The sequence below is a fragment of the Desulfovibrio sp. genome, assembly GCF_009712225.1.
Lineage (GTDB): Bacteria > Desulfobacterota > Desulfovibrionia > Desulfovibrionales > Desulfovibrionaceae > Desulfovibrio.
This window is the reverse complement of sequence record NZ_WASP01000003.1, coordinates 14,547-27,938: the sequence shown is the minus strand read 5'-3', so window position 1 is coordinate 27,938 and position 13,392 is coordinate 14,547. Positions and strand designations below refer to the sequence as shown.

The 13,392-nt window shown below is 46.0% G+C and carries 10 protein-coding genes and 1 tRNA gene; 4 read left to right on the top strand and 7 right to left on the bottom strand.

Going from position 1 to position 13,392, the window contains the following annotated elements; genetic code table 11:
• Nucleotides 1–36: 36 nt before the first annotated feature.
• The gene (locus tag F8N36_RS01135; RefSeq protein ID WP_291330915.1) at nt 37–684 is read right to left on the bottom strand and encodes a lytic transglycosylase domain-containing protein; all 648 of its coding nucleotides are present in this window, start codon (nt 682–684) and stop codon (nt 37–39) included.
• Between the two features lie 445 nt (nt 685–1,129).
• On the opposite strand from F8N36_RS01135, the gene F8N36_RS01130 reads away from it, so the two are divergent.
• The 4 genes from F8N36_RS01130 to F8N36_RS01115 all read left to right on the top strand — a co-directional run bounded on the left by F8N36_RS01130 (nt 1,130) and on the right by F8N36_RS01115 (nt 8,685).
• A complete protein-coding gene (locus tag F8N36_RS01130; RefSeq protein ID WP_291330914.1) occupies nt 1,130–2,167 on the top strand; it encodes a PDDEXK nuclease domain-containing protein in 1,038 nt (345 codons plus the stop codon).
• Between the two features lie 34 nt (nt 2,168–2,201).
• On the top strand, nt 2,202–3,455 hold the full coding sequence (tcmP, locus tag F8N36_RS01125) for a three-Cys-motif partner protein TcmP (protein ID WP_291330913.1): 1,254 nt from the start codon (nt 2,202–2,204) through the stop codon (nt 3,453–3,455).
• The gene (locus F8N36_RS01120; protein WP_291330912.1) at nt 3,452–4,252 is read left to right on the top strand and encodes a radical SAM protein; all 801 of its coding nucleotides are present in this window, start codon (nt 3,452–3,454) and stop codon (nt 4,250–4,252) included. The genes tcmP and F8N36_RS01120 overlap by 4 nt, the downstream gene beginning before the upstream one ends.
• A 113-nt stretch (nt 4,253–4,365) precedes the next feature.
• Nucleotides 4,366–8,685 carry a hypothetical protein gene (locus F8N36_RS01115; RefSeq protein ID WP_291330911.1) on the top strand — a complete coding sequence of 1,440 codons (4,320 nt, stop codon included), beginning with the start codon at nt 4,366–4,368 and terminating at the stop codon, nt 8,683–8,685.
• Between the two features lie 312 nt (nt 8,686–8,997).
• Here the strand turns inward: F8N36_RS01115 and F8N36_RS01110 are convergent, their stop codons facing one another.
• From F8N36_RS01110 to F8N36_RS01085, 6 genes are all read right to left on the bottom strand, one after another.
• Nucleotides 8,998–9,582, bottom strand: a complete 585-nt coding sequence (locus F8N36_RS01110; protein WP_291330910.1) for a hypothetical protein — start codon at nt 9,580–9,582, stop codon at nt 8,998–9,000.
• 693 nt (nt 9,583–10,275) lie between these two features.
• Nucleotides 10,276–11,055 (bottom strand): hypothetical protein, encoded by a 780-nt coding sequence (locus F8N36_RS01105; RefSeq protein WP_291330909.1) that lies wholly within the window; start codon nt 11,053–11,055, stop codon nt 10,276–10,278.
• A 151-nt stretch (nt 11,056–11,206) separates the two neighbouring features.
• Nucleotides 11,207–11,282, bottom strand: a tRNA-Thr gene (locus F8N36_RS01100).
• Nucleotides 11,283–11,455: 173 nt separating this feature from the next.
• Complete coding sequence (locus tag F8N36_RS01095; protein WP_291330908.1) at nt 11,456–11,830, bottom strand: hypothetical protein; 375 nt, start codon at nt 11,828–11,830, stop codon at nt 11,456–11,458.
• 50 nt (nt 11,831–11,880) lie between these two features.
• The gene (gene gluQRS / locus F8N36_RS01090; RefSeq protein WP_291330907.1) at nt 11,881–12,873 is read right to left on the bottom strand and encodes a tRNA glutamyl-Q(34) synthetase GluQRS; all 993 of its coding nucleotides are present in this window, start codon (nt 12,871–12,873) and stop codon (nt 11,881–11,883) included.
• Nucleotides 12,874–12,877: 4 nt separating this feature from the next.
• A complete protein-coding gene (locus F8N36_RS01085) occupies nt 12,878–13,390 on the bottom strand; it encodes a rhodanese family protein (RefSeq protein ID WP_291330906.1) in 513 nt (170 codons plus the stop codon).
• Nucleotides 13,391–13,392: the final 2 nt, after the last annotated feature.

Here is a 13,392-nt window from a genome sequence, read left to right as displayed (position 1 = left end):
CCAAGTCTGCCGAGGTCGCCTTTTAGCCGTCGTAATTCAATCCTTGCCTCTTGATGTTCCAGGCTTGGGACGGAAAACCCAAGGCACACCCTTTTGCTGAATGTGGAAAGGGACAGCCCTGCCTTGCTGGCCGATGCTCTGATCTGTGCGTGTTCCTCTGGGGTCAGATAGGTTCTGAGAATCAATTTTTTGCTCGGCACAAGGAGCCTCCTGAATTTTGGAGGCTCTTAGGCCTGCATAGTGACGATAAACGAGCCAAGCGTAGCGCCTGCCACGTTCCGGGTCTGGGGAATGGTATTTGCCCACGGCTTTCCAGCTCAGTCCATGCCGGGCGATCTCTTCCGCAAGTATCCATGTACCCCAGCGCTCATTGGTAGCCGGGTCGAGCAGTGATAACGGGTCTATGCCGTAACGCTCCATCCACCATGAGTTTATCTGCATTTTGCCAACGTCAAAAGACAGGCCAGCCGCAATCGCCCTTTGTATGAGCTGTTCCGCTTTCTCCCGCGTGGCAGGGGAGTAGGATCTTCCGGCTATATTGACCGCAAAAGGGTTTAGGCCAGATTCCTGAAGGGCGATAGCTTCCACCAGTTGGGCGGGCGGCTCTGGCTTGGCGTAAAGTTCCGCTGCAACTGTTGGCGTATGCATACAAAGCAGAGCTACCAACGTGAGTATTTTTTTCATTGGGCCTGCCCTCTGGTTATGCGTTGAGCGGAACGCGAATAAGCAGCCCCGCAGGGCAGGGCAGGAATGGAGCCACTGAAGGTGGGTACACTTCCTCTGTCCTGTCCTCTGAAATGCCAACAGGGTAGCACATGAAACAAAATTTAAGAATACAATTGCGTAAATTATGCTTACTTATTTGTGGCTATGGATATGGATTATTTTCCATGCTGTAGTGTTGTAGAATATGACTTTATTTTGTTGCTGCATAACACAATATGCTAGTGCATTGCTATGTAATTTGTCTTAAAGGCCCTGACATTGACGAGGGTTCACTGCTGACTTACAAAAATATAAACAAACCAAAGAAGCCTGACGAGTTACAAAGGTTGACTTTTCCCCTCGCAAGCAAGGGTCGCCAATTTGGCAATAGTCTGTTGCCAAAGTGAATAATACGGTAAAAGCAATGAAAAATGACAAGATTGCCCTGTTGCCACAAGGGTATGATGACCTCCTCAAGGACCTCAAAGCACGTGTCCATAAGGCACGTATGTCTGCTGCGCTGGCTGCCAATGCTGAACTCGTTTCGCTCTACATTGACATTGGGAAGGCAATTCTTGAGCGCCGAGATGCTGAGGGGTGGGGAACCAAGATTATCGAAAGGCTCGGAAATGATCTTCGAGTAGCATTTCCTGGTATTAAAGGTTTTTCACCAAGAAATTTTAGATATATGCGACAGTTAGCACAGATATGCGCGGAAACCCCAATTTTGCAACAGGTTGTTGCCAAATTGCCTTGGGGCCACACAATTACCCTGGTAGAAAAGCTCAAGGCCGACAATGAGCGTCTTTGGTATGGGCTGCAGGCTATCGAGCATGGCTGGTCACGCGCTGTCCTGCAAATACAGATTGAAACCGGACTTCATGAGCGGCAAACCCAGCTTCCGAAGGTAAGCAACTTCAAAAAACGGCTGCCGGAAGCACAGTCAGAGATGGCACTGGAGGTCCTGAAAGACCCGTACATTTTTGACTTCTTTTCAGTGGGAGAGAAAGCGCATGAACGGGATATTGAACGCGGACTGGTTCGTCATATCACGGAATTCCTCCTGGAACTCGGTAGCGGCTTTTCCTATGTCGGCAAACAGGTGCATCTTGAGGTCGCGGGAGAAGACTTTTATCTCGACTTGCTCTTCTATCACCTGAAACTACGGTGCTATGTGGTTATCGAATTGAAGGCCGGAGCGTTCAAGCCGGAATATGCGGGCAAGCTGAATTTTTACTGTTCTGCGGTGGATGATATGCTCCGCCATGAGAACGACAATCCGACCATAGGATTGCTTCTTTGTAAGGAAAAAAATGGCCTTTTAGCTGAGTACGCGCTCCGCGATATGAATAAAGCCCTAGCAGTTTCAGACTACAAGCTGACCCGCGCCATCCCGGAAAATTTGAAGCCGAGTTTGCCGACTGTGGAAGACATAGAGCGAGAGTTGCATCAAGAAAACTAGCCATTGCGTTGAGTTCCACAAAAGGAAAGTAAGTATGGCAAAAGATAACAAGGATTTTTTCAAGTTGAAAAATAGTTGGTCAGAAATAAAAGACCAACTCCTTGGCTGCTATTTGACGCCATATTTTCAGAAGCTACTAACGAGCTGTAAACCAATTTATTACGTTGACTGTTTCGCCGGGCAAGGCAAATTTGATGATGGCAAGCCAGGTTCACCGATTATCGCTTTACAAGCGCGTGATACTTGTCTGGATAGGATGAGTTCTGGAAGCACCAGAGGTGTCATCGACACCTGTTTCATAGAGCTAAATCACGCGCAAAAGCTAGGGCAAAACATTGCGCAGTTCAAGAATGATAAAGGATATCCATCAATAATATCAGGAAAATATGAAGAGAAAATTGAAGTGGTGCTTGCGGGCAAACGCAGAATCAATGTCTTTTTGTATATCGATCCTTATGGAATTCGCGCATTAAATTATGCCCTTTTTGAAAAACTTGCCGCTTCAGGCTTTAGCAGTCTGGAAATGCTGATTAATTTTAACTCCTTTGGGTTCTTCCGCGATGCTTGCCGCGCAATGGGGGTAAACTATACCAATGACGAAGCCCTTCGAGACCTTGATGACCTAGTGGAATATGACCCCACAGAGATTAACTCATCACCACAGTCTACAGAGTTATTAAGCAAAATTGCAGGTGGAGATTACTGGAAAGACATCGTGGCTCAATATAACCGTGGGGAGATAGACGGCTACAAAGCTGAACGAATGTTTTCAGCAAAATACAAAGCCAGACTAAATCAACAATTTAAGTATGTTTTAGATATGCCTATTCGCCTCAAGGCTGGTCATCGGCCAAAATACAGAATGATTCATATGTGCAATCATGAAGATGGGTTATTCCTCATGGCCGAGAATATGCTGAAACGCAAAGATGAGTTATTCACTAATATCCAACAAAACCGACAGCCTTCGTTATTCGACTTTGCTGATACTATGACCTCTACAGTTGAAAATGATCTTATGACAATAGATGAAATTAAGAAATTGTTGTTCTCCCACCTTTCTAGTGTGGACACTGAAATTGGGCTCAAAAGACTTCTTGCAGGTTTTTTGAATAACCATGGACTATTATGTGACTTTAAAATGTTACATAGCTCACTAGAGGAATTTCAGAAACGCGGCGTGATTGATATTATCCGGACACCAGCAACAACGCCAACAGGTAAGCCCTCAACCTTCTGGGAAGAAAAAGGTAAACAGCGGATCACAATCAGGAGAATCCAGGCATGAAAGCGGTGCAAGGCTATATAGAGCGCAAATCCATGCTCTACCTTACCGGCGTGGAATATGGCGACTATACCATGAACCATGTTCTTGGCTGCGCTCATGGCTGTAAGTATCCGTGCTATGCCTTTATGTTGAAGCGGCGGTTTGGTCAGGTCAGTTCCTATGAAGATTGGCTTAAACCTTTTTTGGTTTCCAACACCCTGGAAATTTTAGACAAAGAAATTCCACGGCTGAAATCAAAAATCCAATCTGTCCAGCTTTGCTTTACGACTGATCCGTTCATGTATGGATATGAAGAAATAGAAAAAATGAGCCTTGCTGCCATCAGAAAACTCAACAATGCTGGAGTAAAATGCATTGTCTTGAGCAAGGGTATTCTACCACTAGAGCTAGCAAGCTATTCTAAGGAAAACGAATACGGCATTACACTCGTTTCGCTGAGTGAAGATTACCGTGCAAGCATGGAGCCTGGAGCAGCGCCTTATAGTACCCGATTATCGGCATTAAAGGCATTGCACAAAAATGGTTGTAAAACGTGGGTCAGCATCGAGCCATACCCAACGCCAAATTTAATTGAGCAAGATCTGGAAACCGTTTTGGAAGCGATAGATTTTACAGACAAAATTATTTTTGGTCGCACGAACTATAGCAAAGAAATAACGATGTTCAAAGGTCATCGTGAATTTTACAATGAGCAGGCTGAACAAGTAATCGCATTCTGCAAGCGGAAAGATGTTCAGTTTCATATAAAAGAAGGCACCATCAGCAATAAACATAGGCCTGCAGACGAATACCTATGATTAAATATATAGGTATTTACTGCATTAAATGTAGTGCGGGCATATTACAATAATCGTATTCTACTGCAAGTATTTTGCATGACACATACTGTTCACTAGTGAGGATTGAGAAAATGAGTATGCTTGAACAAATAAAAGAAAAAATAGTTGTAGAATTTAAAATTGGCTCAAACGACAGTCTTGAAATGCTTGAGCAAGTAAGCAGGGGACTATCTGGGGCAGAGGTCTACAAAGTACATCTGAAGGGCGACTCCAACCACAAGGGATATTTTTATTTAAAAATAGATAGCAATCCCAATGAGTATAATAACCTCAAAAACGAATTCCCTTTCACCAATGCAGAGTGCATCGAAAAAAAGGTTGTTGGTGAATACTATGTTCTTTTGTTTGAACTAGCAGGCGGGAGCTATAATGACTTCGTCTGCTTCTATAAACTCGAAGAAAATAGCAAAAAAAATAAAGCAGTTCGCAATATTATCCAAGAGTTATTAAATAAGATCTTTAACAAGTCATCAATAAATGGAAAACAAGAGTCTCCGTCTGTCCTCTTCAAGCGCATCCTCAAAAATAAGCTAAATGAAGAAAGAAACCTTGCAGAATATTTGAAAACACATTTTGGAAAAAATCCACTCGGCCACGCATGTTTGTCTGTCTGTGGTATAAAATTACCCAACGCCTATGCTTACGCAGTGGATAACGCACTGTGGAACTTGACACAATTCGAAAGTATTATTTGTCCGATGCACGGAGATATGCATGGAGACAACGTGTTTGTTTCAAAATATGACTCCACCTGTACACTGATTGATTTTGCCACAAGTAGGGTGGATGGGTACGTGTTTTTTGATATTGCTTATTTTGAATTAAGCGCGCTGTTGACTAACCTGGAAAAGGAGTCCCTATTCGATTGGATTAATGACATTATCCTATTATCTGAATGCCAGTGGGATGAACAAGATTTTAAAGGTCAGTCACTTGTCAAAGCCATCGAAGAGGAGGAAAGAAATTGGGTCGACTCTATCTGTCGCTCTTCTTTTAGTTACAAAGATTGCTTAAATAATGCGCGATTAGTCGCTCGCGTGATGGCAGGGCTTAATTACGCGGGGAAACGCGATGTTAGTGACGACATGAGGATAAAAAGTTTCATATATGCCTCAGTTTTCATGAAAGTGCTACTGGATAAGACAAACCATACCGAATGGAAGAACATCGAACCCGCAATGTGGCATAAGGGTATGACTGACGAACAAATGCGAGATGAAGCGCAACGACTGGCTGAATATAGTAGTTATTTTTGCAATGACATGCGCTACGTCTTTGTATGCGGGGCAGATAGCACATACGGAGAATCTGTTAGTGAGGCCTTGGCCCGCATTCAATGGTCTGGCGTTATATCGTTTCATACCAATGATGAAAACAACTCGCTCCGCGAAGAGCTTGGTAAAAAAGGACTACTCCGCAGTATTATTTTAGGCCAAGATGAAAACAAAGAATATATTAAAAATAGTAAAATGTGGTGGATTTATGCTTCAGGCACTGAAATATTGCCAGAAACCATAGTAAAATGTTTTCCAGAGTGGCGAACCAAGTATAGCAGATTTCTTGATAACATACTGGAAATCGCTGTTACAGCTCTAAGCCCAGATGAAATACTCGTAATTATTGACAGGAACAGTTTTAGAAAAGAAACAAAGTATCTTGAAAGACTTCTGGAATGGTTCAGCCAACAAAAAATGGGGAGAGTTGCGCTGTTAGATAAACACAACTATGCCGAAAAAGAATTCGTCAAGGAAGACTACCCCGACATTGATGTCCAAAAGTTTGCACTTGGCAGTGAGGAGTTAGCAGAATATTGCCTTGAACATTTCAGTAAACCGGTGAGCAAGAAAAAAATTATCCCTCATGCTGAGAACCGGTTGGGAGTTCCGCTTGACGATGAAGATGACATCTTCATTAGTGAGCATATGACTTTAGTATGTGACGCGCTTCTACTTGAGGAAAATATTGAAGAATCCAAAAAAGATAGTTTTTTTTGTGGCCAACCTATCAGTTGGGCCGCAATTAGCGAAAAGCTTTATGTCCCAAGAAAAGCAGTTGAAGAATATAGAAAGGACATTGTTGACCTAGCAGACAAATCCACCCAGGCTATCTTTCGCATTGGGCACGCTCCTGGATCGGGAGCCACCGTGACATGTCGTGCTATTTGTTGGGAATTGCGAGCACATTTTCCTACCCTCATAGTCACCAAAATTACCAGTGGTACTGATGAATGTCTTAGAAGGCTATCTTCGAAGTCCGGAAAACCGCTGATAATATTGGCGGATTTCGACTTCTCCCAAAATGATGTCAACTTGCTGCTCTCAAGGCTCAAGAGTCTGCGCCTCAGGGGAATTATTATGCACCCCTACAGAACATATGAGGAAGAGAAAGAAGCCACATTATCCTTTGCTCGGGTCGTGAGCACGCCAGACTGTGGAAGCAGAAAAGTCCTTGGCCCGCTGGCAGGAGAAGAGTCTATGACGTTCAAAAGTTGGTATATCCAAAAAATGGACGAAAAGGGCTACTCACCGTCTGAAGTGCAGAAACGGCGGCAAAACTTAGATGATCTGACAACCAAAGCTAGCATGACGAGGTTTCGTCTTCCATTTTTTTACGGGATGTATACTTTTGAAAAAGATTTTACGAGTGTTAATTCTTATATAGACAGGATTTTTGAGAGGATTGACGACGACGAAAAGCTAAAAAAGGCACTTCATTACATTGCACTCATAACTTACTACCTTACAGAACATGGTCTGCATTATGCATATCTGACTAAGATACTGAACAATGGGCACACATATTCAACTCCAATGGCCTTACAGCGGTATTTCACAGAACGATTTGGTGCCCTTATTTTTCAAAACAATTTAAATTATAGAGTGTGCCATCCCCTGATTGCAAAAAACATTTTGTCCAAGCAATTCTTAGGTCAACCTTCTGCTTTGAAACAATTATGTGAAGATTTCATTGGCGACTTAAGAGGGTTCGAGGGAAGAAATGAAACATCAGACGCTTTGGAAGCTCTTTTTGTGAGTATGTTTATTAAGCGTGAAGTGGAAAATGAGACTCAAAAATTTTCTCAGATTATCATGGATATAGAAAATGTTAATTTACAAGAGTGTGTTTTTAAAAAACTTACACAGCTTATGCCAAAAAACGCTCAATTTTTTCAGCATTATGGGCGTCTTATCTCCGATAGTAGAGCGCACGACCTTGAGCTGGCTAAGACGCTCATTGATAAGGCCATTGAGCTGGAGCCAAACAACTCATCTCATTATCATGTGAGGGGTACAATATACTTTAGAAATATAAAATATCGCATAGCTAAGGGATACATTACATGTTCTGACCTTTATGATGAATGCTCACAACTCACCAAGCTTGCGTTAAATGATTTTGAAATGGCTATTGATATTATTGAAAGGCATCCGTCATCTGAGACAAATACATATTTACTAAGTTATCCGTACTCTTCTATTATGGAGATGACAACTTATATAGCAACTAAGATGCAAAATATATCACGAAAAGATGATTTTAAGAAAGTTTTCCTTATTAATAGAACTCCTGAATCGCAGTGGTGTAATGAATTAATACGCATTGCAAATAAATATGATATTGAAACAGAGTCGCGTTATGAGGACATAAGAGGAAGTCAATACTATGCGAATGGAAAAACTAAACTATTGCAATTAAATTTTTCTCAGAGTGAGTTACTTGAAATAATAACCACCCATCCTAATGATAATACTTATAAATATGCATACTTGGCATCAGTAAATATGGCCAGCAAGGAAGATCTTTCTCGCCTAGGGCATGATCAGTTATTAAACATTATCGATTACTGCACGGATATTCTTTTGACCGATTCTTTCGCCGAGGGAATATTGTGGAAATGTTTTACTGCTCATCTGCACTTGGGCACTTTTGATTGGGGGACAATCGTTGGTTTGACTGAATCCCTGTCAGAAATGGAGCGTAATCTAACAGCCAACTATATCTTGTACGTACTATATTTTTGCAGAAGTTTGTCCAGCAATGCGCCATCAGATGTCGAAAATGCAATAAAATATAGAAATATTTGTAAGTCGTTATCAAAAAATAATAGTAAAAATACAACATCAAAACTGTTTTATACCGGGAATGCATTGTTTCCGATCTCAATGAGCAAGGACAAGGGGATGCGTGTAGATGGGAAGGTGTCTGAGGAAATAGCATCTCTACAAAGTGCCTATCTAACCCTGGACGCTATCCCACAATTTAATGCTTTTTTTGTACCCGCGCGTACAGAACTACGAGTCGGACAATCTTTTGGCGAAAAAATAACGTGCATCGTCGGATTTAGTTATGACGGGCTCAGAGCTTTGGATGTTGAAAAGCGAGGCATGTAATGTGGCCCGTAGTGGGGAATCGTCTTTCCACTGACTGAGCCAGTTGAGCTGTACTTCTCTTTAGTATATAAAAGAGCGGCAAGAGGTGCAACTCTTGCCGCCACTTGGCTCAAGCTGTCCAGAATAGTTTGCAGGAGAGCAGCCAAGCCAAGTAATTCTGTAGGTTAATGCTTTCTACGGAGACCCGTGGGAAGCATTAGCTTCTGATACGTAACGCCATGCCGCGTGCTATGAGCATTGCAACCCAGCAAGCGCTGTAAAGCTCGTCAGTTCCTATGCTCAATGTGAAGTGCAGGGTCATATGAACCCTCCTTACGGTATTCTTCTGGCTCTCCTGCTTTGAACTTCCGCTTCGCGCTTCCTAATTTCGGCTAACGTCAGGAAGCCGCCGCCTTTGATGTCTATGTCCTTCATTGTTAAAATGCGAAAAATGGCGTCCCTCCGCTCTTTATCGTAGCTGGCCGACGCATCATTATGGATAGCTTTGATCACTAAATGGGGATTCGTGAGAAGAACGAACTGAAAGTCGCGCGGGCCGCTCTGCGACTTGATGAATCTCCAATTTTCTAGCGACCGCATCCGCTTCTTCCATGTGTCTACGGGGCGTTGTCCACTGAACCCGGATTCCATCGCCATCAGTTCCTCATCCCTCACCTCAACGCAAGGCAGGTCGAACGTGTTAGCCCATAAGGACAAATAAGTCGGGGATAGCGGCCCTCCCTTTTCGAGGCAGTCCATATAGACGCAAATCAGGGGCATAGTTTTGGGTAATGTCATATACCCGCCACACTTCAATCGATCCCAAAAGTCTCCCTGGTTAAAACCCGGCCAGACCTGTTCGAATTTTGCGACGATTTTCTGCTCTGGCTTTGTGTAGGTATCTGAATAAATCGGCATTGCAACCTCCTGCTGCTGATTCTCTTATTTCAGAAAATTACTTATATTACAAATAATTAGTTATTTCTACTCCATCTTTCCTTAAGGGCTGTGCTAGACAAACTTAATGCTGTGATGGTTGTTTTTCAACAACTCAGCATAGCGAGTTGTTTGATTGTGTAATATTTTACTTAAAAATATTTGATAGATGAACGCGAAATGTCATGCTCTCTGTCCTTTATGTTCTCGTGTGCTTTCGTGCTTTACGTACTCTCCCCAGAAAGCTTCCATTCCGCATTTTAACTTGCTGATATATTTTATTTTAATTGTTTATCACATGATCGCAGCGTGTTAGTGGGTTTTTTGCTGAGAAATGATTTTCCTCCTTATTATTAACTATGCCGAAGGTGTGTGCCCTTTAGCCGTCCATTTTAATTGTGGCTGATTTGCCACAAATAAGGGTGCTGAAAGGATTAAACTGTTCACGTAATCAGAGCTCCAGCTTTTTTTTTAAATTTTTTGTCTCTTAGTCTTTATGCGCGGCACCTATAGGCCAACTATGCGACACTTATTTTTTGTGGCGTAGGCATAGCTGGTGGACAGATTCCCTTTATGGTAAATTAGGGTCGGCAAATTTGATTTGGGTGGGGTCGTCAAGGCCAAGAAAGGCCCAAAAAACAGAAAAATCACATGCGCCAAGACGCACAAGCTCTGCTATTCGTATCTGCTGGGGCTGTAGTCGGTTGGCAATCCGAGTTCCACATTTGTTCGTCGTCGGCATTCGTCTGGGGCAAGGCCAGCGATCATATATTTGGCGCACGCTATGTTCCAGCGATGGGTTTCTTCCTGGTGCTTTTCCATATCGGCTTGCGAAGGGCGGGACTTCCATCCAAATGAAATGCGAAGTCCTTTGGTCCCTCGGCGCATGAAGTCGGTCAGTTTGCGTTGGGCTTTTCTGGCCCGGCGTTGGAGCCTCTCTGTGGCTCTGGCACGTTCTCTCTGGAGCATCGGCCCAAGGTTCAGAAATTCAAAAAAGAGCGTGGTCACAACTCGGATTGCCCGGAGGCCCACATAGTCACCTTGGTCATTAACAACGCGGGGTTGCTGCACCTTCATAAAATCCGCTTCTTTCAGCAGGGCAATAGCCCGTTCACATCGGCGCTGGCCCATACCAGAATCCCGGACGATGGTTCGCATATCAATGTCAATGAAGCCATTTTCAAGCGTAGGCGTGCCCACGCAGAGCGAAGCAAGGTCAAGGTGGGACAAGATAGTCTCAATGACAATCTGACACGCCTCACGCCGTTCTGAGCGTGTTTTTCGGTGTGGGTGGGATTGGAGCAGCTTGCACTTCTTAGGATGGTAGTACCACGCCTTGGCCCTCTCTGCGGCCAGTGACAGGATACGCGGCAAACCGCCTTTGCCTTTTCGGATAGGTTTGGCTGGGGAAAGCCTGGGGTGCTTTGGGTCATGCCCGCAACGGTTGCCGGTCATATTTCCACCCCGTACGGGGAGAAAACCCGGACATGCTCTAAATACGCTCGAAAAGCGATTCCGCTGTCATGCTCTAAATAGGCTAGAAAAGCCCTTTGGACGCAAAACAGGGGTTTAAGTGCCTTTTTTGCACCTAAACCCCTGTAATTTATGGAGCCAGCTGCGAGAATTGAACTCGCTACCTGCTGATTACGAATCAGCTGCTCTACCAAGTGAGCTAAGCTGGCAAATACCTGTTTTGTAAAACTTTTTTCGTCACTTTTACTGTGACTTTCTACTTTTAGCCAGTTGACAAGCTGGTCTATTACGAATCAGCTGCTCTACCAACTGAGCTAAGCTGGCAACCGAGATCAATTGCCTGAAAAACAGGCGGTTGTCAAGCGAATAGAATCAGATGGAGCTAAACGCATTCAACCACAAGGGGAATGACGTGCAGCTCGCGGTTGACCTCTTCGGTATGGCCGAGCTTCCATTTGGTGGCTTCTGCGGGCCAGCCGAGCTGGGCTGCCACATCACGGGCAACGCCCCCCACATTGAGAATGGGGTGGCGCTGAAAAACCTGGGGCAGGCCGTAGGTAAGGTTGCAGGCCAGACATTTGCCTGGGCGCTGGCGCAGTTCAAAGGCCAGCTTGACCTTTTGCGGCTCGACGCCACGGCACACAAGCCCGATGTCGTAAGCGCCTTCTTCAGCGCCGCCGAAAAGCGCGTCAAAAAAATCGTCTGCGCGGCTAGATGGAAAAATCCTGTCCAGAAAGCTTTGATCCAGATCTTGCATGGTCATAAACATCCTCTGTCTGCATGAGCGGTGTTTGTATCAAATGGCCATCAGGCCACAAGTGCGCGCAGTGCTTCGTCTTCAATGCGAATGTCTTCAGCGGGAAGACGCAGAAGCGAAAAGTGCGGCAAAAGTTCTGCTGGGCTGGCAGCCCTGCCGCCAGGATTGCATCCTGCCAATGATCCCAAGAGGCCAGTTATGCGGCGGGGGTCTGCGCCCATCTGGCGCAGGGAGCGCAGCGCGAGGCTCTGATGCCTTTTGGCAAGCCGCTGCCCTTCGGCATCCAGCAACAGGGGCACATGCGCATAAGCGGGAGCACCATAGCCCAGGAGTCTTAGAAGAGCAATCTGTCGGGGCGTGGAAATGAGAATGTCACGCCCGCGTACAACCTGGTTTATCCCCATGAGGGCATCGTCAACCGCCACAGCCAATTGATAGGCTACCACACCGTCAGAGCGGCGCAGGGCAAAGTCGCCCCCGCAGTCTGCCAGCGTGTACGATTGCGGCCCAAGCACCATATCTGTGAAATTTATCAACCCGTCGGGGCAGCTCAGTCGCAGGCACGGGCGGCGGCCAGCTACAAGCTGTGCCTCCCGCTGGGTGGGGGTAAGGTTACGACAGGTTCCGGGGTAGGGTGCACCGGCGTCATCCACGTGTGGCGCGCCAGCCAGGCTGCGCAGTTCCTTGCGGGTGCAAAAACAAGGATAGGTCAGGCCCGCGCGCTCAAGCTGCGCAATGGCCGCCGCGTAATGATCGCCCCTACGGCTTTGCTCAAAGGGCCCCATGGCGTCGCTGGCCGCATCCTCCGGCTTGTCCGGGCCTAAGTCCCAGTCCAGGCCAAGCCACGTGAGGTCTTCAATGAGGGCCGCCGTGTATTCTGGCCGTGACCTTTGCGGATCGATGTCCTCAATGCGCAGCACAACCTGCCCGGCTGCACTGCGGGCCGCCAGCCAGGCCAGCAAAAAAGCCCAGGCATTGCCGAGGTGCGCGTAACCGGTAGGGCTGGGAGCCAACCTGCCGCGAAGAGCCAACGCGGCGTTCATATCTCTATTTTTTATTCCAGGGCATGGCTGCCAGCAGCAGCCCCAAGCCGCAAAAACCCGTTACGCCTGCAAATATCAGCCCTGCACCCACGAAGGCCGAGAGCCAGATCATGGAGGGCCATGCAAGGGAGCCCAGCAGGCCAGCAAGTACCAGGCTGCCAGCGCCGATCTGGATCTGGCGAAAGATGGGTAGCGGCTGCTGTGTGTTTTCCACAGGCAAGCCCTGTTTGGCCCAGGCGCTAACGCCACCTTCCATCTGCCATGCTGGGCCAGAGGCCAGCTTATGCAGCAGGTCGCTGTTCTTGGTGGTGCGGTTGCCGGAATTGCAGGTAAAGATAATGGGAAGCTCCGCTGTGGCGGGGGCAAGGTTCATCCACGAAATAACTGAAAGCGGAGCAGCTTCTGCGCCAGCAATGCGCACGGCGGCAAGCTCGTCTGCTTCGCGCACGTCAACAAGGCGCGCCTTGTTGTCCCGCAGCATCTTTTGTGCCTCTGCGGGTGAAATATTGGGAAGCATTG

Excerpts from the sequence above, each read along its gene's own strand:
- F8N36_RS01135 (WP_291330915.1), bottom strand. The coding sequence starts at position 684 with ATGAAAAAAATACTCACGTTGGTAGCTCTGCTTTGTATGCATACGCCA.
- F8N36_RS01130 (WP_291330914.1), top strand. The coding sequence starts at position 1,130 with ATGAAAAATGACAAGATTGCCCTGTTGCCACAAGGGTATGATGACCTC.
- tcmP (WP_291330913.1), top strand. The coding sequence starts at position 2,202 with ATGGCAAAAGATAACAAGGATTTTTTCAAGTTGAAAAATAGTTGGTCA.
- F8N36_RS01120 (WP_291330912.1), top strand. The coding sequence starts at position 3,452 with ATGAAAGCGGTGCAAGGCTATATAGAGCGCAAATCCATGCTCTACCTT.
- F8N36_RS01115 (WP_291330911.1), top strand. The coding sequence starts at position 4,366 with ATGAGTATGCTTGAACAAATAAAAGAAAAAATAGTTGTAGAATTTAAA.
- F8N36_RS01110 (WP_291330910.1), bottom strand. The coding sequence starts at position 9,582 with ATGCCGATTTATTCAGATACCTACACAAAGCCAGAGCAGAAAATCGTC.
- F8N36_RS01105 (WP_291330909.1), bottom strand. The coding sequence starts at position 11,055 with ATGACCGGCAACCGTTGCGGGCATGACCCAAAGCACCCCAGGCTTTCC.
- F8N36_RS01095 (WP_291330908.1), bottom strand. The coding sequence starts at position 11,830 with ATGCAAGATCTGGATCAAAGCTTTCTGGACAGGATTTTTCCATCTAGC.
- gluQRS (WP_291330907.1), bottom strand. The coding sequence starts at position 12,873 with ATGAACGCCGCGTTGGCTCTTCGCGGCAGGTTGGCTCCCAGCCCTACC.
- F8N36_RS01085 (WP_291330906.1), bottom strand. The coding sequence starts at position 13,390 with ATGCTTCCCAATATTTCACCCGCAGAGGCACAAAAGATGCTGCGGGAC.